The 22728-nt window shown below is 46.9% G+C and carries 23 protein-coding genes; 18 read left to right on the top strand and 5 right to left on the bottom strand.

Features of this window, described 5'->3' with window-relative positions; all coding sequences use genetic code 11:
• Nucleotides 1-10: 10 nt before the first annotated feature.
• Nucleotides 11-340: a hypothetical protein gene (locus tag ACWXW9_RS17895; protein WP_494930491.1), complete on the bottom strand. Its 330-nt coding sequence runs from the start codon at nt 338-340 to the stop codon at nt 11-13.
• 141 nt (nt 341-481) lie between these two features.
• Nucleotides 482-802 carry a winged helix-turn-helix transcriptional regulator gene (locus tag ACWXW9_RS17900; RefSeq protein WP_044645595.1) on the bottom strand — a complete coding sequence of 107 codons (321 nt, stop codon included), beginning with the start codon at nt 800-802 and terminating at the stop codon, nt 482-484.
• A 292-nt stretch (nt 803-1094) separates the two neighbouring features.
• Between ACWXW9_RS17900 and zwf the strand changes: the two genes are divergently transcribed.
• The 9 genes from zwf to ACWXW9_RS17945 all read left to right on the top strand — a co-directional run bounded on the left by zwf (nt 1095) and on the right by ACWXW9_RS17945 (nt 9144).
• Nucleotides 1095-2597 (top strand): glucose-6-phosphate dehydrogenase, encoded by a 1503-nt coding sequence (gene zwf, locus ACWXW9_RS17905; protein WP_494930492.1) that lies wholly within the window; start codon nt 1095-1097, stop codon nt 2595-2597.
• A 57-nt stretch (nt 2598-2654) separates the two neighbouring features.
• A complete protein-coding gene (gene gnd, locus ACWXW9_RS17910) occupies nt 2655-3548 on the top strand; it encodes a phosphogluconate dehydrogenase (NAD(+)-dependent, decarboxylating) (RefSeq protein WP_494930493.1) in 894 nt (297 codons plus the stop codon).
• A gap of 148 nt (nt 3549-3696) precedes the next feature.
• Nucleotides 3697-4371, top strand: coding sequence for an SOS response-associated peptidase (locus ACWXW9_RS17915; protein WP_494930494.1), 675 nt, complete (start codon nt 3697-3699; stop codon nt 4369-4371).
• Nucleotides 4350-4619, top strand: a complete 270-nt coding sequence (locus tag ACWXW9_RS17920; protein ID WP_494930495.1) for a hypothetical protein — start codon at nt 4350-4352, stop codon at nt 4617-4619. The genes ACWXW9_RS17915 and ACWXW9_RS17920 overlap by 22 nt, the downstream gene beginning before the upstream one ends.
• 170 nt (nt 4620-4789) lie before the next feature.
• Complete coding sequence (locus tag ACWXW9_RS17925) at nt 4790-5998, top strand: MFS transporter (protein WP_494930496.1); 1209 nt, start codon at nt 4790-4792, stop codon at nt 5996-5998.
• Between the two features lie 55 nt (nt 5999-6053).
• Nucleotides 6054-6500 (top strand): OsmC family protein, encoded by a 447-nt coding sequence (locus tag ACWXW9_RS17930; RefSeq protein ID WP_494930497.1) that lies wholly within the window; start codon nt 6054-6056, stop codon nt 6498-6500.
• Nucleotides 6501-6567: 67 nt separating this feature from the next.
• Nucleotides 6568-7653: a lactonase family protein gene (locus tag ACWXW9_RS17935; protein WP_192510461.1), complete on the top strand. Its 1086-nt coding sequence runs from the start codon at nt 6568-6570 to the stop codon at nt 7651-7653.
• A gap of 652 nt (nt 7654-8305) precedes the next feature.
• The gene (locus tag ACWXW9_RS17940; RefSeq protein WP_170970838.1) at nt 8306-8461 is read left to right on the top strand and encodes a hypothetical protein; all 156 of its coding nucleotides are present in this window, start codon (nt 8306-8308) and stop codon (nt 8459-8461) included.
• A 173-nt stretch (nt 8462-8634) separates the two neighbouring features.
• The gene (locus ACWXW9_RS17945; RefSeq protein ID WP_431089236.1) at nt 8635-9144 is read left to right on the top strand and encodes a hypothetical protein; all 510 of its coding nucleotides are present in this window, start codon (nt 8635-8637) and stop codon (nt 9142-9144) included.
• A 141-nt stretch (nt 9145-9285) separates the two neighbouring features.
• On the opposite strand, the gene ACWXW9_RS17950 is transcribed toward ACWXW9_RS17945, so the two are convergent.
• A complete protein-coding gene (locus tag ACWXW9_RS17950) occupies nt 9286-9912 on the bottom strand; it encodes an FMN-dependent NADH-azoreductase (RefSeq protein ID WP_137062865.1) in 627 nt (208 codons plus the stop codon).
• 275 nt (nt 9913-10187) lie between these two features.
• Here ACWXW9_RS17950 and murI point away from each other — a divergent pair, with 275 nt between their 5' ends.
• From murI to ACWXW9_RS17980, 6 genes are all read left to right on the top strand, one after another.
• A complete protein-coding gene (murI, locus tag ACWXW9_RS17955; RefSeq protein ID WP_494930498.1) occupies nt 10188-10991 on the top strand; it encodes a glutamate racemase in 804 nt (267 codons plus the stop codon).
• Between the two features lie 89 nt (nt 10992-11080).
• A complete protein-coding gene (locus tag ACWXW9_RS17960) occupies nt 11081-11929 on the top strand; it encodes a phosphotransferase (protein WP_494930499.1) in 849 nt (282 codons plus the stop codon).
• A 14-nt stretch (nt 11930-11943) separates the two neighbouring features.
• Nucleotides 11944-12366, top strand: coding sequence for a metallothiol transferase FosB (gene fosB / locus ACWXW9_RS17965; protein WP_494930500.1), 423 nt, complete (start codon nt 11944-11946; stop codon nt 12364-12366).
• Between the two features lie 65 nt (nt 12367-12431).
• Entirely contained in the window at nt 12432-13832 is a 1401-nt protein-coding gene (locus ACWXW9_RS17970) for an MATE family efflux transporter (protein ID WP_494930501.1), read from the top strand.
• Nucleotides 13833-14079: 247 nt separating this feature from the next.
• Complete coding sequence (locus ACWXW9_RS17975; protein WP_494930502.1) at nt 14080-15060, top strand: S8 family peptidase; 981 nt, start codon at nt 14080-14082, stop codon at nt 15058-15060.
• A gap of 149 nt (nt 15061-15209) precedes the next feature.
• Nucleotides 15210-15695: a tetratricopeptide repeat protein gene (locus tag ACWXW9_RS17980; protein ID WP_494930503.1), complete on the top strand. Its 486-nt coding sequence runs from the start codon at nt 15210-15212 to the stop codon at nt 15693-15695.
• 383 nt (nt 15696-16078) lie between these two features.
• Here the strand turns inward: ACWXW9_RS17980 and budA are convergent, their stop codons facing one another.
• Both budA and alsS read right to left on the bottom strand, forming a co-directional pair.
• Nucleotides 16079-16825 (bottom strand): acetolactate decarboxylase, encoded by a 747-nt coding sequence (gene budA, locus ACWXW9_RS17985; RefSeq protein ID WP_494930504.1) that lies wholly within the window; start codon nt 16823-16825, stop codon nt 16079-16081.
• A 162-nt stretch (nt 16826-16987) separates the two neighbouring features.
• A complete protein-coding gene (gene alsS, locus ACWXW9_RS17990) occupies nt 16988-18685 on the bottom strand; it encodes an acetolactate synthase AlsS (protein ID WP_494930505.1) in 1698 nt (565 codons plus the stop codon).
• A gap of 331 nt (nt 18686-19016) precedes the next feature.
• Between alsS and ACWXW9_RS17995 the strand changes: the two genes are divergently transcribed.
• From ACWXW9_RS17995 to ACWXW9_RS18005, 3 genes are all read left to right on the top strand, one after another.
• Complete coding sequence (locus ACWXW9_RS17995; protein WP_494930506.1) at nt 19017-19412, top strand: hypothetical protein; 396 nt, start codon at nt 19017-19019, stop codon at nt 19410-19412.
• A gap of 321 nt (nt 19413-19733) precedes the next feature.
• Nucleotides 19734-21158 (top strand): glucuronate isomerase, encoded by a 1425-nt coding sequence (gene uxaC, locus ACWXW9_RS18000; RefSeq protein ID WP_494930507.1) that lies wholly within the window; start codon nt 19734-19736, stop codon nt 21156-21158.
• A gap of 148 nt (nt 21159-21306) precedes the next feature.
• Entirely contained in the window at nt 21307-22707 is a 1401-nt protein-coding gene (locus tag ACWXW9_RS18005) for an MFS transporter (RefSeq protein WP_494930508.1), read from the top strand.
• Nucleotides 22708-22728: the final 21 nt, after the last annotated feature.

The following is a 22728-nucleotide window of genomic DNA, read 5'->3' on the forward strand; positions in this document are numbered from 1 at the left end:
GAGCTGCGGTTTAAAATGGTGGACGTGTGCCCGTGTGAAGATGAAGGCCGAAGCGTTCCAATTGCTCGCTCATGCCGTACTTGCGCAAAATTTCCGTTTGTTTGTTGCCGATCAGGTCAAAATGAGGATAGGGCTGACGCTGGTGAATATATTGGGGGTTCAATCCATTATTGCTGCACCATAAATGCAGCTTGTCCAAATTGGAACACCCCACCTTGGTTACGGTTGTAATACCTGGAAAGCGGTCATCCAGCCAGTAATGCGTCAGAAAAGCAATTTCACCGCGACTGACCTCTCTTTTCCAGGCTGAAAGCTCCTGCCGGGTAATGCCAAATGCCATCGGTCTCATCCTTTCTTGGTTCGCTCCGAAATCATGCTCTGCCGGTAGGTGTACCATTATTTTCACATTATAGCCTGTATTACGATTCCTAAAGGGTAACACAATAACAGGAGACCGTGTATGACGATCTCCTGTTAGCGGTTAGAGCCATCTTTCGGCCCAGCTCTCTACGCCATTCAATGCATCACCGAGCTCCTTACCCTTGCGTGTCAGCGAATACTCGGTACGCACGGGCCGCTCTGTAATGACATTGCGAAGGATCAGGCCGCTATGCTCCAGCTCCTTAATGCGTTCGTTCAGCATACGTTTGCTAAGATCAGGTATGGAAACATGAATTTCACTGAATCGTTTGGGATGTTCCATCAAAGTATGAATGATGAGAGCGGTCCATTTTTTGCTGATGATCTGAAAGGACTGTTCCACCTTGCCACACAAAAGCTTAGGCTGCCTGTCGTCGCTCATCGGAATCCCCTCAATTTCATTGGTTGTTTTAAACAGTATACTAAAAGTAACTCTGTATACCAATAGTAACTATCTTGGTTTGTGCCAACAGTGACATTTTTAACAGTTTTTTCTCATTCCTTGCGTCAATCATATCACAGAAAACGTTATCATTACAGGAAATATCGAATGTTCACGATTTTGCTAAAATTTGATTGACTTGCCCCTTATTTTGGGTGTATTATGGGTTACGTTAATTCCTCAGGTAACTTTTAATAACCTCATCTTTTATAATGGGAAGAAGGAATAATTCATGGATTCAATGACATTTGTCTTATTTGGAGCGACAGGGGATTTGGCTAAACGCAAAATCTACCCTGCCTTGTATAATTTGTTTGTAGAAGGTAAAATTCCGGCTTCCTTTTCTGTAATTGGTATGGGGCGTCGTGAAGTAGCTGACGAACAGTTTCAAAGTAACGTAGAGCAATCCATTAAGGATTTTTCCAGACATGTGAATGATGACCGTGCACAGATGGATCAGTTCTTGAGCGCTTTCCGCTACAGTGCATTGAACGTCAATCACCCGGAAGATTATAAAAAGCTGTTACAGCTTGCTGAGCAACGTGAAAATGACTTGGGAATTCCGGGGAACCGCATGTTTTACTTATCGGTGGCACCGGAATTTTTTGATGTGATTGCCCTCAACATCCGGGAAAGCGGTTTGGCTGAAACGAAGGGCTGGAAACGGCTTATTATCGAAAAACCATTCGGACATGATCTGGAATCGGCACGCGAGTTGAATGATCGCTTGAGCAGAACATTTGCCGAGGATGAAATTTATCGTATTGACCATTACCTCGGTAAGCCAATGGTGCAAAACCTGGAAGCCTTGAAATTTGCTAATCCATTGCTTCAGGGTGTGTGGAACAATCAATACATTGCCAATGTGCAAATTACCGCTTCTGAAACTGTAGGCGTCGAGGAACGCGCTGGCTATTACGATCACTCCGGAGCTATTCGGGACATGGTGCAGAATCACATGCTGCAAGTGCTGATGATGGCGGCTATGAATAAGCCGGGACATGTAACGGCAGATCAGGTGCGTGACGAAAAAAGCAAGGTTATGGAGGCGTTGCGTGCGCTCGATCCTTCCGATATTGCTTCCAGTGTGGTGAGAGGCCAATACACGAACGGTGAGATTAACGGAAAAGCAGTTCCTTCCTATAAAGAAGAGCCGGACATTGGACCGGACTCACAAAATGATACTTTCATTTCAGCTCGTCTGTGGATTGATAATGAGCAATGGTCAGGTGTGCCGTTCTATATTCGCACAGGCAAACGCATGAAGGAAAAATCTACACGTATCGTCGTGGAATTTAAAAAGGATAGCACAGACCCGTATGCGGCTCAAGGACAGCCTTCCGAGCCGAACTTGCTTACGATTCATGTGAATCCGGATGAAAAAGTAACACTGCGTCTGAACAGTAAGGACCCGCTGAATAACGGTCAACTGGAGACGGTACTGATGAATTACACATCAGAGGCCAAGGATGTACCGGAAGCTTATGAGCGTCTTATCTTTGATGCGCTGCGCGGTGACTCCACCTATTTCGCTCACTGGAATGAAGTTGAGCTTTCATGGATGTGGGTACAGCCTGTGCTGGAAGCTTTTGCTCGCGGCGAAGTTCCGCTTCATACGTATGCGGCAGGTTCCTACGGTCCAGAGGCTTCTGACAAATTGTTGGAGGAACAGGGCTTTACATGGTGGCTAGACCAAAATTCCGAAAGTTCTGAAAAAGTGGTTGTTCGTTCGTAAAAATGTACACATCACTACATTGACAATATATTTTTGCTACGGCAGGAGGCCTTTACAATGCAAGTTGGATTAATCGGTTTGGGAAAAATGGGCTTGAATCTCGGAAAAAACTTGATCGATCACAAGCATGAAGTTGTTGCTTACGACGTCAATGCAGCGGCGATTCAAGAAATGAAGGATTACGGTGCTACAGGTGCTTCCACACTGAAAGAACTTGTGCAGGCGACCCAATCCCCCAGAGTGCTGTGGATTATGGTTCCCCATCAAATTGTTGATTCCGTGCTGGATCAGCTTCAACCGATTTTGTCCAAAGGGGACATTATTATTGAAGGTGGTAACTCTCATTACAAAGAGTCGATTGCTCGTCATGCCCGTCTAAAGGAATACGGTATCAGCTTCATGGATGCCGGAACCTCCGGAGGTATGGAAGGTGCACGTAGTGGCGCTTGTTACATGATCGGCGGCGACCCGGAAGCATGGGCGTTTGTTGAGCCTATTTTCCGCGATACAGCGGTGGAAAATGGTTATCTGTATGCAGGTAAATCCGGTAGCGGACATTTTCTCAAAATGGTTCACAACGGTGTGGAATATGGCATGATGGCCTCCATTGGTGAAGGCTTTGAAGTGCTGGAGAAAAGCAGCTTTGACTTCGATTATGAGCAAGTGGCACGCGTTTGGAACAACGGTTCGGTTATTCGCTCCTGGTTGATGGGCTTGACTGAACGTGCATTTTCCAAGGATGCAAATCTGGATGAAATTCGTGGGGTTATGCACTCTTCCGGCGAAGGTAAATGGACGGTTGAGGAGGCATTGGACATTCAGGCGGCTACTCCGGTTATTGCGTTGTCCCTGCTGATGCGTTACCGTTCTCTGGATGCAGATACGTTCAACGGGAAAGTCGTTGCTGCGCTGCGCAATGAATTTGGCGGTCATGCAGTAGAGAAGAAATAGTAACGATATAACTTAGCATCGATCCCCGCAGCTTCAAAACTGCGGGGATATTGCTATATGTTCTTGCCATGCGCTTTTTGCTTTATGCATAATTTTCCTTGTATAACCGCACAATAGATGAAAAAGAAGGCGGAAGGATGAATAGCATATGTGCAAAAGGTTTTCGTTATCGGCTGATTTGGACGAGGTAAGGGATCATTTTGGCATACAACGGGTGATGTATTATTATAAAACGCGTTACAATATGAGCCCTACCCAGCATGTTCCCATCGTCCTGCATCAGGATGGAGAACGGGTGCTAGATGAATTTCGCTGGGGATTTATCCCCTACTGGGGCAAGGATTGTGTCAACGCCGATTTGAATACGGTACGAGTGAATCCTAGTTACCGCAAAATGGCCGAAACCCGGCGCTGTGTCATTCCTTGCAACGGCTTTTATTATTGGCGAAAGCTCGGTAAACGTATGTGTGCGGTGCGGGTGGTGTTGCCGGGACAGAAAATGTTTGCGGTCGCGGGATTGTATGAGGTATGGCAGGATAGCCGGAAGGAGCCGCTACGTACCTGTACGATGATGACGGTGCAGGCCAATGCGGATATTCGTGAATTTGACAGCCGTATGCCCGCCATTTTGGAATCCTCGAATATGGATTCATGGCTGGACCCGTCCATTAAGAACATCGATGAGTTGCTACCGTTGCTGCGCACGTATGAACAGGGCGATATGAGCATCTATCCGGTGACCCCGCTGGTCGCCAATGATGAACATGATAACCGCGAATGCATTCAGGAAATGGACTTGCAATGGTCCTGGATCAAGCCTTAAATCAATATGGAGATTTTTCATTCACTACAGATCATAAGCTTCCCGCCGCCTGCATAGGTATGTATTGGGGAACAAGCGTCATGATCCGGGGAGAGGGGAAACGGCCGAAGGAGTATCTCATATGGGATGGAGGCGATTGGAATGAGCAACGATACACTCATCCAACTGCTAGTGCTCATGGTGACGATCATCGGTCTGGTCCAAAACCGGTAAGTGGCAGGTTCCAGAAGGCGGGAGAATTGCCCTAGGCAATCTTCCGCTTTTTTTCGTTTTCCTTTCAAGAGCGGCAACAAGAGATTTTTTACGTTAAAATGCTCGCAGATGAAGGGAGCTTGCGGTACAATAGATGCTAAGCTACAGGTGACAAGACACCTGAATATATGGCTATATACGATGCATTTTTAAGGGAGAGCGAATCATGAGTGAATTGACTTCATTACCACCATCCAAAAAGCGAAAGCTGCTGTTTAGCGCGGGACTTAGTTGGCTGTTTGATGCCATGGACGTGGGGCTGCTTTCGTTCATAGCCGCAGCGCTGGCTAAGGAGTGGCATTTGGGTTCAGAGCAGATTGGTCTGCTGACTGCGATGAATTCAATAGGGATGGTGTTTGGGGCCGCTTTAGCGGGGATTTTGGCTGATCGCTATGGCAGGCGTGCGATATTAGTGTGGACGCTGTTGATCTTTTCCGTTGCAAGTGGTTTGTCAGCTTTGGCGACTGGGCTCGGTGTACTGTTAGTGCTGCGCTTTATTGCAGGCGTAGGCTTGGGAGGGGAATTGCCTGTAGCTTCGACGCTGGTGTCGGAATCGGTGCCAGTTCAGGAACGGGGAAAAGCGGTCGTTTTGTTGGAAAGCTTCTGGGCCGCGGGATGGATTCTTTCTGCGCTTATTGCTTATTTTGTTATTCCAAAGTACGGCTGGCAGATGGCCTTTATTCTAGGCGCAGTACCAGCCCTGTACGCCCTTTATTTACGCAAAGCGGTAGAGGATTCACCACGATACAAGCAGCAGAGTGTCAAGCTTCCACTGCGTGAAAGACTGGCTTCCATTTGGTCAGGGCCGAACCGCAAGTCCACGCTAATGCTGTGGATTTTATGGTTTACGGTTGTATTTTCCTATTACGGAATGTTCCTGTGGCTGCCAAGCATTATGTTTATGAAGGGTTTTGAACTGGTTAAAAGCTTTGAGTATGTCCTGATCATGACGCTGGCGCAATTGCCAGGTTATTTTACTGCCGCATATCTGATTGAGAAGTTGGGCCGCAAATTCGTGCTGATCGTCTATTTACTGCTGACGGCCGTGTCTGCCATTTGGTTCGGGACCTCAGAAACGGCAGGAATGCTGCTGGCTGCTGGTATCTGCTTGTCCTTTTTCAATCTCGGTGCGTGGGGAGCGATGTATGCCTATACCCCAGAATTGTACCCGACAGCCGTCCGTTCTACCGGAGTGGGTATGGCGGCTGCGTTTGGCCGTATCGGTGGCGTGATCGGACCTTTCCTGGTCGGCATGCTGGTCGGACAGGGCATGACGCTGCAATCTATCTTTGTGATTTTCTTCGTAGCGATCCTGATTGGAGCGGCGGCGGTATGGTTGCTCGGGACCGAAACGAAAAATCGGGAGATCGACTAACCTTTACTTTCACCTGTGTAAAGATTCATAATACAAGAGAGAGGAGTGACCTGAAATGGAGCATACCTTTCTGCTCAAGGCAGACTGGAACGGGGGGCGCAACAGCGACGGTCATATTGAGGCTGGACAGCTGCGGACAGCGATTTCGATCCCGGCAGAGATGGGTGGTCCCGGTGTGGGCACCAATCCGGATGAAATGCTGCTAGGCGCTGCCGCGACCTGCTATTTGATTACATTGGCGGCGATGATGGAACGTGCGGGTCTTCCGGTGGCTTCACTGGCGCTGGAATCCGAAGGCATTGTCGAGGTAACGAACAATATTTTTACATATCGTCGAATTATCCATCGTCCGCAAGTTCAATTGGCCGCCGATGCGACAGAATTGCAGATCGAACAGGCATTGCGGCTGGCAGAGCAGGCAGAGAGCTCTTGCATGATCTCGCGTGCCGTAGCGGGAAATGTGGCTTTGTCTACAGAGCCCGTCGTGCAACGCGCCTCTTAGCGCTATTTGAACCAGGAGCAATCATTCCAATTGCCCATTATTTTTCTAATTCGAGGAGGACACAACCATGACAGCACAACAAAAATTGCTCGTATTCGCAGGCTCTTACGCCGAATTGGAAGGCAGCGGAGTTTATGCGTACACTTTTAATGAAGAGACAGGGGTTCTTACATTACAGGATGAGTTCTCCGGGTTGAAAAATCCAACCTTCCTGAATGTGGACGTAAAGAACCGAAAGCTGTATTCCATTGGAGAAACGACTTCTGCTACTGGAGCGAAGGTGGGCGAAGCTGCTGCTTTTGAAATTGATCCGGTCAAAGGGACATTTACATTGCTTAACCGGGCGGAAAACGTTGGCGCAACAACCTGTCACATTCAGCGTGATCCATCCGATCGCTACCTGATCGTAGTCAGCTACCACGGAGGTATGGTGGGACTGGTGTCTCTAACCGAGGATGGTCGTATCGGCGAGTTGTTGGATGTTAAACAGCATGAGGGCAAGGGAGCGCATCCTGAGCGTCAGGATCGTCCGCATCCACACTCCAGTTTCTTTAGCCCTGACGGTCGTTTCCTGTTCGTACAGGATCTCGGTCTGGATCTGATCCGTGTCTATACTATTGATGACAGCAAAGGACAACTGGTGCTTCATGGCGAAACGAAAACCCATGCAGGTGCAGGTCCTCGTCACTTGACGTTCCACCCGAACGGTAAGTTTGCTTTTGTCATTAATGAGGTGGATTCTTCCATTACTTCTTTTGCGTATGACGCAGAAGCAGGCAAGCTTACTGAGCTTGAGAGCGTGCCTACATTGCCGTCTGATTTTACGGGCGAAAATACAACCGCTGAGATTGCTATTTCGGAGGATGGTGCTTATGTGTACGGTTCTAACCGTGGGCATGACAGCATCGTAGTGTTCGCTGTAGACGCTGCAACAGGCAAGCTGAGCCTGGTAGAGCATGTATCTGCTGAAGGCGAGCATCCGCGCCATTTTGCTCTGACTCCAAACGGTGAGCACCTGCTCGTGGCTAACCGCGATACGAATAACATCGTTACATTTAAAGTGGACAAAGCTAGTGGACGACTGACCTACACGGGACAACAAGTAACTGTGTCCAAGCCGGTATGCGTGCAACCTTTTTACTTTTCTGTATAAAAAGGGCGTTACGTCCTATTATGATGCTGGATGACTGAGTAGCGGTATGCGGTTAATGGCCGCTACGAGGACGGATCATTCTTCCGATCACTGTTGCCCCCGGATTTCTTGATTATATGTTCAAGGGTAGAAATCCGGGGACAAAGGCGAACGCTGCGCTTCTTCAGAACGATTCCATCCTCTCCGCTACTTTTGTGCTTCTGGGCAACTGTTCATAGAAAATTCTTGAGAATTACGGTCTGTAGGTTAAACCTGCGGCCGTTTTTCTTTTTATAGCTGGCTATTTTTATAGGAGTCATTGCTTTGGAAATAATCTAAAATTTTAAGGTTACAAATAAGAAACGAATAATCTCGACAGGAAAAGGGTACATATGTTATAAGCGGGACAAGAATCCCTTGAGCGAATTTACGATGAGTACTGTAAGATCAACATAAGTTTTAGATGTTTCTTAAACAAAAGTATACATTTTGGAGCAGCAACGGTCTGTTCATACCGGAAGTTTTGCTCATAGTGTGACAGGGATAAGCTGAGTAACGGAGCGGGCAGATGGATTTCGGAGAAGCGATCGGAGAAACCATCTGTTCGCGCAGTGGGCCACATAGACCAAAAACTGCCGATTAAACACATTTTACACAAGGAGGAGGAACCGATATGAAAATTATCATTACGCAAAAGGAAGCTGCCGACAAAGGAATCTGGACAGAGATTATGGGAATGTTCGCTGTAACCAAAGAGGACGAGGTATGGCAAAATGAAGAGTTTATTCTCACCGAAGAACAGGCACGTCAGGTCGGATTGATCAAATAGTGAGGCGTAAATAGGATATGTAAGCAAGTTTTAAGACCAAGTCTTAAAAAATCGTAACTTCTTTTTACGTATCTGATACACTTTTTAACCTTACAACGTTTATAGTAAGTGCATAAGGGTAATGAAGCTTACAGACACCGTGTACATACCCTAACGGTAAGGAGAGATCAGACATGATGAAACTAGCTTCGAAATGGACCGTATTGGCTTTAATGATGATGCTGATTACGACGGCAGGGGCAACAGCACAAGGCTACACGCCAGTAGCACCTGCTGAAAATCAGGAGACCGTTTATATAAACCAAATGGAGATCCGTAACGGACAAATCTATTTGTCGGCTGACCCGATTGAATGGTATGAAGGTGCGGCAGCAGATAAGGCGTTCTTGGAGCATGAAGGAAACACAGGGTTGGACGGAGCACCGGATGGCTACTATATCGTGAATAATTCCGTGCAAAATGACGTGTACCAGGTTGCGCCAGATGCTTCGGTAGAGGTGCAAATTTATGATCATACAGGTCATATAGAAGATACAGATGTGAAATGGAACGAATCTATCCCTCTGGCACAGTTTGAAAAAGATTTTGCAAAAAAAGATGTACTGGATCTCAGCCAATTTCCATACCATGTTACGCTGCGTGACGGTAAGGTCGTTAAAATCGTGCAGCAGTTCATTCCTTAACATACAAGGTATTGCATAACAAACACGTGCTTTTCACTTGATTCATATCAGGGAAGCACGTGTTTTTCATACGCTATAACAAAAAAGAGGATATCCATCCCAAATAGGGGCGGATATCCTCTTCTGTTCATATATATGGATTTAGAAGGATTTTGCAGCTTCTGTTGCACTTTGTACAGCAGCTTCAACAATGGCTTGTGCTTGATCTGGAGCTTGGTTATGTCCTTCCAGTACAACCTTCACGATGTCTTTCACACCGAAGAAGGATAAGATGTTGCTCATGAAGTTCAAAGACATTTCGGCAGCAGCAGCAGGGCCTTCGGAGTATACGCCGCCTCTTGCATTCAACAGGGCTACTTTAGTTTCAGTTACGAGACCAACTGGACCCTCAGCAGTGTATTTGAACGTTTTACCAGCTTGGTTCAGGTAGTCAATGTAAGTATGCAGTACTGCTGGAATCGTCATGTTCCAAAGCGGGAAAGCGAATACGACTTTATCTGCTGCCAGGAATTGATCAAGGTAGCCGTTAGCTACGCCTGCCAGGCGAGCTTCTTCTGCGTTCAACTCCAAGCCTCTAGCGGATTTGAACGTGCCGTTAATCATGTTGGCGTTCAAATAAGGAAGCTCGACGGAGAACAGATCCAGCTCAGTGATTTCATCAGATGGGTGGGAAGCTTTGTAGCTTTCCACGAAGGCGTTGTACAATTTAACGGTTGCGGATTCTTCGGCTGTACGATCATTAGCTTTGACAAATAATACTTTAGACATGATTTATTTCCCCCTAAGTAAGTTCAGTAAGTAAGTTACCTCGTAATATTACAATATAAAGATAATATCTGTCAACACTTTTATATTAAGTTTATTTTGAAAAGTTACTTTATTTTTTACACTGTAAAATTTATGTGTTTCTTTTGCAAAATATCTGTTTTGCGGTAAAATTTAAATATGAGCCGATTAGAAGAATGGATTCAATAGGCGAAAAATGAAATTACCATGTAGTCAGCAGAATAGGTACAACAGATGAACGAAAAAAGGTGAGTAGCTTGAAGATTGGTTTTTTTGATTCAGGATTGGGTGGAATTACAGTATTATCTGAGGCCTTACGACGGCTGCCAAACGAAAATTTTGTATACTTGGCGGATACGCTTCATGTTCCTTACGGGACGAAAACACCGCAAGAGGTACGCGGATACGTCAAGGCTTCGGTACAAACTATTTTAAAAGAGGACGTTAAAGCGCTGGTGATTGCCTGCAATACAGCCACGAGTATCGCGGTTGCGGAGCTGAGGAACGAATACCAGATTCCAATCATTGGCATGGAGCCGGCCGTAAAGCCTGCGGTAGAGATGAATCGAGCGAATGGTAAAAGAGTGCTAGTGTTAGCCACGCCGTTGACGTTAAAGCAATCCGGTTATGCAGCACTGGTGTCCAGAGTTGATGATCATGGAAGTGTGGATTCGTTGCCTTTGCCTGAGCTGGTGCATTATTGTGAGCAGTTAAATTTTGACCGGACAGAAATGGCCGAATATTTTAACTGTAAGCTGGCTGCATTCGATCTCGACTTATACGGTACAGTCGTTTTGGGATGTACCCACTATCCTTTTTATAAAGAGATCTTGAAGGGGCTGCTTCCTTCCCATATTCAGCTAATCGACGGAAGTCAGGGAACAGTCAGACGGCTAAAACAGGTGTTGTCTGATCGCAATTTGCTGGCATCTCCGGCAAAAGCAGGTCAATCGCAGGAGGGACACATTACGTTCCTGTGTACCAGTCAGGATGCGGACTATGTCCATAAAATGGAGCGTGCGCTTGAAATTTATGCGGAGCATGAGAAGATTTCTTTTTAAAGTAGATGCGGCTGGCGAACGGATTGAGTCATAGCGATGAATTCCAGTGCCAGTCGCGTAGCAGATTAAAGACATGGAGGGGGCTTTTGATGGACGTTCAACTGATCCTAAAGGAGCTTCATGAAGTAGGTGTACTTGAAGGTCATATGCAAGAACTCAAGCCCTTGACTGGAGGAACTTCAAGCGTAGTGATTGCCGTCATGGACGGAGCCAAGCCACGATATGTGATCAAACAGAATGATCCGGTTATTGTAGAAGCGGAAGCGGAATTTTTACATACCTATTCACAGATTGAAAAATTAACGCGTCTGGTTTATGTTGATCCGCTGCATCGTTATTTGGTGTACATGTTCAAGCCAGGGCTGACCCGCTATCATGGAGGGAACAAGAGCTACCTTCTGCTCAATCTGGCGACGGAGCTGATCGCACAATACAAGCCTCTGGGAGAGGAACGTCATTATGGTTATCCAGACCATCCGTTTGTGGATTGGAGAGATTTTCTGCTGCACAGGACGAAGGAATCTGGAAAGATCATACAGGACGTTTTATCTCCAGAGGATCATCGGATTGTTCATGCACTTGTGGCGGGAATGCCTCAACGGAATCTTAGATATTTACTCCATGGCGACTGTGGGATACATAATTTCGTGTTTGCCGAAAATGGCACTTTAACAGGCATTATTGATCCTGATCCGGTGGTAGGAGAACCGTTATATGATCTGATATACGCCTTTTGCTCTTCACCGGGCATGCTGACTGTCGATACGATTTTGCCAGCGGTAGAGAAGCTTGAGCCAGGAATGACAGGGAGTTACGAGCTGAACACGGAGGTGCTACAGGGATTATATTTTCGAATAGCTACCTGCATTCGGCATCATCCAGAAGATCTCGATCAATATACAGAAGCGTGGACTTATTGGCTGAACAGGGTTCGCTGAAAGGAATAGGGAATATGAGTATACAAGGATGGAATCATATTTGCTTTTCGGTGTCAGATTTGGAAAAATCGATACATTTTTATCAAAATGTATTAGATGGAAAGCTGCTCGTCAAAGGACATAAGCTGGCTTATCTGGACTGCCTGGGCATGTGGCTGGCTCTCAATGTGGAGGAGGATATCCCGAGAAATGAAATTCATCATTCCTATACGCATATTGCATTTTCGGTAGCGGAAGCGGATTTTGAGGATATGCTTAACAAGCTGAGAGCTTTCAATGTCACAATTTTGCCCGGACGAGAGCGGAATGAACAGGACAAAAGGTCAGTCTATTTTACAGATCCGGACGGACATAAGTTTGAATTCCACACAGGACAATTGCAGGATCGCCTGGAATATTATAAAAATGAGAAAAAGCACATGACTTTTTATGATTGAGTAAGCGGTATCCATAATAATGTCTGAGTATATACAGGGTTCTCATCTGGGAGGAATACAGAAGTATGTCACTTTCGCAGGAAAGCGGCTCCAAGCAAGCACAAGTCGTGAGAACGATGACAGTTTTTGCAATCACTTGGCCGATCTTTATAGAAATGCTGTTTCATATTTTGATGGGCAGTGTGGATACATTCATGCTGAGTCATGTGTCGGACGAGGTTGTGTCGGCTGTAGGTGTGTCGAGACAGTTGATTGAATTTACGATTATTTTGTTCAATCTGCTTGGTCTTGGAGTAGGTGTCATCATCGCTCAACTATTGGGTGCGCAAAAGCATGTGGATGCGAGCCGTGTTACGGCCTCGGCCCTGACCTTTAACCTGGTATTCGGTCTGGCGCTGAGTTTGATGTTTATCGTGAGTCGGGATTTTCTGTTGTCCTTTTACCATATTACCCCGACGATTAAGGAAAATGCCGAGATCTATATGATGCTGGCAGGGGGTTCGCTGTTTCTGGAAGCGCTTATGCTAACCGCAGGTCCGGTGATTCGTTCACACGGTTTTACGAAAGATACGATGATCGTGGGCATAGGTATGAACATTTTACATATTGTGGGGAATGCGCTTCTGATTTATGGCTGGTTTGGTCTGCCGCAAATGGGCGTGGCCGGAGCAGCGATTTCAACGGTAATTAGCCGCGCTGTAGCCTGTGTCTGGATTTTTATATTGCTGTACAAACGTGTAAGTGCGCCGATTCGCCTCCAGTATTATGTACAGCTTCAATGGAGCAAGCTGGTGGCCATCCTGAAAATCGGCATCCCGGCGGGACTGGAATGGTTGTCTTATCAACTCAGTCAAATGATGGTGACCCGGTTTGTCAGCTTCATGGGCACAACAGCGATTGCTACTCATTTTTATACGAATACGATAGTGTATTTTTTTATGGTGTTCGGAATGGCGGTGGGCGAGGGGACGGAAATTATTGTTGCTCGCCTGATAGGTGCAGGAGATAAGGAGAAGGCGTATCACCAACTGCTGCGCAGCTTAAAATGGTCTCTGGTCATTACGATTGCGGTGATCGTGGTGGTATCCTTTTTCCGATATGAAGTGATGGCGATCTTTACGGATGAGCCGGCGATTATTCAACTGGGAGCAGCGATTTTGCTGTTCTGTATATTGCTGGAGCCGGGCCGTGTGTTCAATCATGTCGTCATTAACTCCTTGCGGGCGGCGGGGGATGTACAGTTTCCGCTGATGATGGCGATCATCTCGATGTGGGGGATCAAAATTCCGTTGGCGTATGTGCTGGGCATTCATCTGGGATATGGTGTGCTTGGGGTGTGGATTGCACATGCCTGCGATGAGTGGGTACGAGGCATTTTCCACTACCTGCGCTGGAAAGGTCGGAAATGGCAGCACAAGTCGCTGTTGTCCAAGGCTGAACTTCAAGCCGATTCGTTATCAGGCTGACACTTGAAGTTGTAGTTTCTCAGGCACCTCTATACATAGGCATTCTCCATGGATATGGGGGGATGTCTATTTTTTTACAAAATTAAGCAAAAGGGGGATGTTCAAACTTTTCAAAAATTGCTAGAATATAGTAACCTCAAACAAGAGTTTCAGTAGAGGTTTTCAAAGTTTCGGTTTTGAAAGTTTTGGTTTTTGAAGGTTTCAAAGACGGATGGTTTCCGATTGAATCCATGAAGGAGGGAATAGGATGGAACGTAAAGTGCATATCATTCCTTACCAAGTGATCAAGCAGGAGCAACAGGTGAATGAAATACCGCGAGGGGTGGAGCTGATTCAGGCCCCTGCGGTGTGGAGCCGAACCCGAGGCCAGGGAGTGAAGGTGGCAGTACTGGATACGGGCTGTGATGCGGACCATCCTGATTTGAAGGAACGCATTATTGGTGGCCGGAACTTCACGGATGATGATGACAGTGATTCAAACATTTTCACGGATTACAACGGTCACGGTACGCATGTAGCAGGCACAATCGCGGCAGCAGAAAATGAGGATGGTGTGGTGGGTGTCGCCCCGGAGGCGGATTTGCTCATTATCAAGGTGCTGAACAAGCAAGGCTCCGGTCAATACGACTGGATCATTCAGGGCATTCATTATGCGATTGAGCAAAAGGCAGACATCATCTCGATGTCGCTTGGCGGCCCCGAGGATGTGCCTGAGCTGCATGAAGCGGTGCAGAAGGCGATAGCGAACCAAATTTTGGTCGTCTGCGCAGCAGGTAATGAGGGAGACGGCGACGACAGAACGGACGAGCTAGGCTATCCTGGCTGCTATAACGAGGTGATCAGCGTAGGCGCTGTAAACTTTGACAGACATGCTTCCGATTTCAGCAACTCCAATAATGAGGTGGATTTGGTTGCGCCGGGAGAAGATATTCTGTCTACCGTTCCGGGCGGCAAATATGCGACCTTCAGCGGTACTTCAATGGCTACCCCGCATGTAGCTGGGGCTTTGGCGCTGATTAAGCAGTTGGCGAACGCGAGCTTTGAACGGAATCTCACCGAGCCGGAGCTATACGCCCAACTGATCAAGCGCACCATCCCACTCGGCCATTCTGCTAAGCTGGAAGGCAACGGTCTGTTGTACTTGACAGCGGTTGAGGAGCTTTCCCGTATTTTCGACACTCAGCGTGTGGCAGGGATATTGAGTACAGGATCATTACATGTTAAATAAGCTGTAACTACGGTTATATAGCGGTTCTCCTGAAGGGGGAGCTGCTTTTTTTGTGTTTCAGAATTAGATAAACCTTATTTACAGCGTGTTCAAATGTCGGGTAAGATGTATCTCAAAGATACGGGATGGATTAGAAGCGAGGAACTGACATGAACGATATTATTGTAAAAGCCAGCGAGCTAAGGCGTACAGGGCAGGCGGAGGAAGCGCGGAAGCTGTTATTGAAGGCATTGGAGCAGGAGCAGAATGATGCTGAGCTGTGGTATCAGACGGCTTGGACACATGATGCATTAGGATTGGAGAGGGAAGCAGTACCCTTTTACGAAAAAGGTCTGGGTATGGCGTTATCGGCAGAATCGAGGAAAGGGGCGATCCTGGGATTAGGTAGCACGTACCGTGTATTGGGAGTGTATGACAAGGCGAAAGCGTGGCTGGAAACAGGCATGAACGAGTTTTCGGATTACAGGCCGTTTCGCGTATTTTATGCGATGGTGTTATACAATCTTGGAGAACATGGGAAGGCCATGCAGGGCCTATTAACGGAGCTGGCTGAAACCACCTCGGACTCACCAACACAAGCGTACTCACGCGCGATTCATTATTATGCAGATAAGCTGGATCAGATTGAGACGTAAGTATGAAATGATGAGAAAAACAATAGATAATCATTATCGCGCATCTATTCGGAAGTGCATACTAAAAAAGATCGTAGCCAGAGAGCATCAAGTATCTCTTCTAGGCTGCGATCTTTGGTTTTTACTTGGGGTTGGATCTGAATAATTATAAATAAACTATTCAAGTTGAACTAAAAAATGTACATTGAAATCGGAGTAGCCTGAGTGGTGCTGGACAAGTGGTACCAGTCGCCTTTGCCCCCAGATTCCTACCATTATATATTCATTCAGGAAATCTGGGGGCAGCAGCGATGGGAAGCACCCATCCGCCTGCGTAGTGGCGCGTCATGTACATCTCCAGTTCAATTTATATAGACTGTACCTTGTTGAATCATACACTGCGATTATTGCGCACCCTCGGTAACGGCGATTTCCTTCTCCAGATTTTCTCTGGACAGGTTGGCGGTCAAATAATCCGGTGTTTCGGGTAGGACGAGGTGCAGATTGGATTTTTGACAAACACGGATTGTGCACTTGTCGACAACAAAATCAAAGACATGCCCGCCTCCGGTGCGTTCGTCGTTAATAAAGTGCAAATGAAACCCGGCCACTCCAATTCCTTGAGCATACGCAGGTGTCCAAAAACCGGTAATCACGCCGGAAGCGTCGTTAAAGGAGAACGTGGGTTGTGACTTGGTCGCTTCGATAAAAGGCTTGTAAGGCTTCACCTGGTGAGGCACGGTGCGTGTCTTCACTTCACGAAAAGTGCCGTCCATACGGAAGGCATAGAACAGATTACGGCTTGGAAACAGCTTTAGCAGCAGGGCTTCCAGCTCTTCACGATGCATGGGACGGTCAATAGTATATGTGAAATCTTCACGGAAAAAGGTGACTGTGGAAAAGGGAGTTGTCTCTTCCGGTTTTACACGATGGGCCGTACCGTCTGGAAGCAAGTGATAAAACTCACCATCGAACGCAATCATCTCTCCATTCAGTTGATCAAAGGTACCGATCCCGAAATCCCCGTGCTTTTGCAGTTCCTTGAAGGCAACGACCCCGTCATAAAGACCATCCAATAAAGCGAGCATGGTGGACGTTTGGTAAATATCATGATCAGCTTCATGCTTTGTTTCCGGTTCTGCAACGGTCATGGCAATACACTTCCTTTTGTGATTGGATACATTTATTTTCTTTCTTTTTCAATAATAAACGTAAAATTTCAGTAAATAACATGGATAACCCAAAAAACTCATAAAAAAAACGTTAAACTCCATTCATTGTCACGAAGCCGTCACGATTGGGCAACTGTGAAGTCAGTTTAACTGATTGGGCAGCAATTTACGTCCCAACTGGATATTATCCTGATAATCAATCGGAATATCGACGACCACGGGGCCATCGGTATGTAGTGCCTGTTGCAATACGCTTTCCAGTTCTTCAGGGGAATACACGCGCAATCCGGTTGCCCCGAAGCTTTCGGCATATTTCACGACATCCACATCTCCGAATTCTACGCCGGACGTTCTGCCGTATTTAATCTGTTGTTGAAAAGCGACCATGTCGTAGGTACCGTCTCTCCATACAATATGCACAAGTGGGGAGTTGAGACGTACGGCAGTTTCAAGCTCCATGGATGAGAAAAGAAATCCTCCGTCGCCAGAAATGGAAACGACTTTTTGACCGGGATTGACTAATGTGGCAGCAATGCCCCAGGGAAGAGCTACACCGAGCGTCTGCATTCCGTTACTGAACAGAAGGCGACGCGGCTCATAGGAGCGGAAATACCGGGCCATCCAAATGTAGTGTGAACCCACATCGCAGGTGACTGTGACGTTATCATCAATCAGGCTGCGCAGCGTACGAATGAATTGTAATGGATGAATCAGATAGTTGTGCTTGCGAACAGGAACGGCGGCTTGCTCGTTCAGCTCGTGACGAAGACGATTCAGTTGGGCGCATGAGGCTTCAGACAGCTTTAATGCTGGCAATTCTTCTGCGAGACTGCGCACGATCAGGGCTATATTGCCGATCAGTTCGTAATCCGGTTGATAATCATGGTCGATATCCGCCTGATGATCATCGAGATGAATGAGGGTCCGGTTTGCAGGAATGTTCCAGTTTTTTGGATCGTATTCAATGGGGTCATAGCCAATAGTCAGCACCAGATCTGCGGCTCCAAGGAGCATGTCACCCGGCTGATTGTGGAACAGACCGACTCGGCCAAAATAATGATCCTCCAATTCGCGGGAAATGGCTCCGGCAGCCTGGAAAGTTTCGACGACAGGCAAATCCGTGTTCTGAATGAGTGCGCGAATAGATGCTGTAGCTTCGGGAGTGCTCGCTTTCATACCAAGCAAAAGAACAGGCAGCTTGGCTTGGCTGAGTTGGTCTGCTACTTGTTTGATAAGTCCGGCTGGTGCAGTTCCAAGCTGTGGAAGGGACAGCTTCTCAATGGCGGTCACTTCGGATGACGAAGTCAGCACGTCCTGAGGTAGACTGACGAAGGTTGCTCCCGGCTGTGCTGAGGTCGCAATCCGAAATGCGTTGGTAATGGCTTCTGGTATACTATCGGGATGCTCTACTTCCACACTGTATTTGGTGATAGGCTCGAATAACCCGGCGTTATCCATCGATTGGTGAGTGCGTTTCAAACGCTCGGATCTTGGAACTGCGCCAGCGAGAGCAACGACAGGATCACTTTCCGCATTAGCGGTGACAAGTCCTGTAGCCAAATTCGACGCACCGGGACCGGAGGTGACGAGACATACGCCCGGTTTACCAGTTAGGCGACCGACGGCGGCTGCCATAAAGGCGGCATTTTGCTCGTGACGGCATAGGATCAGTTCCGGGCCGCGCTCTTGAAGGACATCGAAAACCGAGTCAATCTTGGCACCTGGAATACCAAAAATATGCGTTACACCTTGTTTAATCAAGCAATCAACAACGAGGTCAGCTCCTTTCGTACCGGTTTTAGCATGGATAGTTTGCACTTTTGTGCTCAACGCAATCACCTCTTCTTTGGATATGGTTATGAAATACTTTCAATGTAAAACATTGGTTGTATATGACAATTATAATACAATAACTGGTACTTTCAAGAGTAATATTTTCTGAAAAAGAGCGAAAATATATAAAAACGTTTTCAAAGCGCGGTTTAAGAGGGAAAATAAAAGTGCGGAGATTTGGGAATAAAGAATTTTCAAACAACGCTCCATGCCCAAAAATAAGTGAGGGTCATTTTAATGAAAATGACAAGATGAGGGGGAAGAGGGAGTGTAAGTTGAAACGTTTGATATAGCCCGGCTGCTTGTGACGCGGTCATCGGTGGGTTGATTTTGGCAAGTGTGCTATCGAACCTATCTGTTGACGCATTGGATCGGGATGGGCGTTCTGCTGGTGCTGTTTGCGCTGAACCGCCAGCCTGTTATCGCCTATGTGCTCATTGTACTGCTCGGCCTGACGCTACAGGTGCTGTTTGCGGTGTTTCTCGTATACGCCAAAGCAGCTTGTGCCGGATCAGCTCGTTCGAAATACGTGCCTGCTGATGGCTGGCTGTGCGCTGGGCGGAGGTATGTTTTCAGTCAGCGCAGGCTGGATGCTGGATATGTTGTCACTGGAATCTGTCCAGTGGACTTATGTGGGGATTGCGGTGCTCACGCTTTTGTTTTATACGATGTATGTCAGAGAGACCAAGCAAGTGGTGCGAACCGAGCCTGTGCAAGCCGGGCTATAGTCTGAAATAAAGCTGGACGAAGAAAACAGATCTGCAGAGGTTGTGGCAGTCTGTTTTTTTGTTCCTCCACATGATAAAAATCACTTTCCTCTGCAAAGGATAGCGGTTACAATGTAATTGTTGTTAACGTAAACATTAAATTTAAGGAGAAGTAATCAAGGGTGATTCGACATGCAGGTATCGTATTATAGCGGTATCATTTAATATAAGCAGGTAACCTGCTATGCGTTATAGAATGCTATTACTGAATAGCAGCAAGATCGAATTATTTTTTGTTCACGTTAACAATTATTCAGGAATATGATTATAGAAGGGACGAATGAGCCATGACCAAAGCATTTTTAGACGACAATTTTTTGTTGAGCAATCCAACCGCTGAAATTTTGTATCATCAGTATGCCAAGAATCTACCGATTATCGACTATCATTGTCATTTAAGTCCACAGGAAATTTACGAAAATAAAACGTTCAAAAACATTACGGAAGCTTGGCTGTACGGAGATCATTACAAGTGGAGACTCATGCGGGCCAATGGAGTTGAGGAACGCCTGATTACCGGAGATGCGGAAGACTATGACAAATTTTTGGCTTGGGCCAAAACCGTACCTACACTGATCGGCAACCCGCTGTATCATTGGACGCATTTGGAGCTTCAGCGCTTTTTCGGTGTCCATGAGCTGCTGAACGAACAGAATGCGCCTGTAATTTGGGAAAAGGTGAACCAAAAGCTGCAAGGAAAGGGTTTTGGGGCACGTGATCTGATTGTGAATTCAAAGGTAACCGTTGTGTGCACTACTGATGATCCGACGGACCATCTCGAATATCATAAGCAAATTAGCAAGCTGACGGATTTTCCAGTGGCTGTACTACCAAGCTTCCGCCCGGACAAAGCACTGGAAATTAACCGTGAAACATTCCAGCCTTGGGTGGCTCGATTGGGTGAAGTGAGCGGACTGGATGTTTCCGGTCTGGAAGGATTTTTGAACGCGTTGGCGAGCCGGGTCCGTCACTTCCATGCTGCTGGAGGGCGGGTGTCCGATCATGCACTGGATACGGTCGTTTATGAAGAAACAACACGTGAGGAAGCGGCAGCGATATACAACAAGGCGCTGGGGGAAGGCCATGTGACTCCATTAGAAGAGGCGAAATACAAATCGTACGTCCTGGTATTCCTTGGGAAACAGTATGCAGAGCATGGCTGGGCAATGCAGTACCATATTCACGCACTGCGTAACAATAACACAGCCATGTTCCGCAGCTTGGGACCGGATACAGGTTATGATGCAGTGAATGACGGCTCCATCGCTCGTCCGCTGGCGGCATTGCTGGACGCACAGGAGCTGGCAGGAGGTCTGCCGCGAACAATTTTGTATTCGCTCAACTCAGTTGATTATCCGGTGCTGGCAAGTCTTGCAGGTAGCTTCCAGTCCGGCGGAACACCAGGCAAAATCCAGTTTGGTACCGCTTGGTGGTATAACGACCATATCGAAGGCATGCTGGAGCAATTGAAGCTGCTCGCAAACTACGGTGTGCTGTCTCGCTTCATTGGTATGCTAACGGATTCCCGCAGCTTCCTGTCCTACACACGGCACGAATATTTCCGGCGGATACTTTGTGATCTGATCGGAACGTGGGTACAGGAGGGCAAGGCACCTGAGGATCTGGAGCTGCTCGGAGAAATGGTACAAAACATTAGCTACAATAATGCCAAGCAATATTTTAATTTCCCGACGGTTGTTCACAGCAAGTGATGATGTACAGGATGAACTTGTAAATTCACATTTCAATAGATGCCCTTGCCGGGAGGCTTTTCAAGCTCCGGGTAAGGGAGATTGAAAAGAGAATACGTATCAAACAAGAATGTGAAAATAATTACAAAGATAGAGGAGTGAGCAGGCTATGGGAGTGCCTATAGTTCAGGAGAGCATCCAAACTGACAACAAGACAGGTGAGCATATCAGCCTGAAAGAAAAGATTTCTTACGGTATGGGTGACTTTGGAAACGGCTTTATGTTTGATTTGGGGCAGTTGTACCTGTTGAAATTCTTTACGGATGTAGCAGGCGTTTCAGCGGGAGCAGCCGCAGGCATTTTTCTGGTCAGCAAGCTGTTTGCCGCCATTTGTGATCCTATTGTCGGGTCCTTTGTGGATTATCGCAAACATATCGGTCCGCGTGGGAAATTCAGACCCTTTCTCATTGTTGGAAGCGTTATCCTTGCTATTCTTACGGTTCTTACCTTTATTTCACCGAACATTTCACCAACAGGCAAGCTCATTTATGCCTATGCGTCCTATATGATCTGGGGGGTCGGTTACTCCATAGTGAATATTCCATATGGCTCACTGGGGGCGGCTATTACACAGGATACTATTCAACGGGCATCACTATCATCCTTCCGTCAGGCAGGCTCACTGGGCGCATTATTCGTAACCAGTGTCATCGTTATGCCGCTTATTTTGCTGTTTCCCAACCATCATGTGGGATATCCTGTAGTGATGGGAATCATGTCACTCATTGGTGTGGTCGCTTTCATGATATGCTATCGGGGAACGAAGGAGCGTATTGTCAGTCAGTCGGGACCGAAGGAAAAACTTTCTTTTGGCGTGATCGTGCATACCTTTACGACCAATAAGCCTCTGCTGGTACTCGTGTTGATGACGATTTTCACCATATCCGCGTACAATATCAAGTCCGCGTTACTGATCTATTTTGCCGAATATAATTTGGGACATGTAGAATTAATGGCTTATATGAATTTTATTATAATCGGTTCATCGTTGCTGGGTGTATTGTTCCTGCCCAAGCTGGTACGGCGCTTCGGTAAACGAAAAACAGCCATGCTTGGGATGCTGGTCAGTGTCATTGCTGACTCCATGAACTTCTTTATGCCTTCAAATGTATATATTTTCACCATTCTGGCTAGTATTTCGTTCATTGGTATTAGTATTCCTAACGGGGTTACCTGGGCCTTTGTCTCCGATATCATTGACTATGGCGAATGGTCATCCGGGGAGCGGAAGGAAGGGATTACCTACTCGCTGTTTAACTTTTCACGCAAATTGGCTCAATCCTTGTCCGGCTTTCTGTCCGGTATCGGGCTGGCGTTTATCGGATATGTCCCGAATGTAGTTCAAACCTCTGGAACGCTGCTCGGAATCAAGGCGCTGCTGTGTCTCTATCCGGCTGTTGCCCTGCTCATTGCCATGCTGGTAATCGGTAAAATGTACAAGTTGACAGACAGCAGACATGCAGAAATGGTTCAAGAGCTACAGCGTCGGCATGCTGATAACCGCGTATAATTTGTGAAAGTCTTCTTTTCC

It is taken from the genome of Paenibacillus sp. LT-B23 (genome assembly GCF_059417685.1).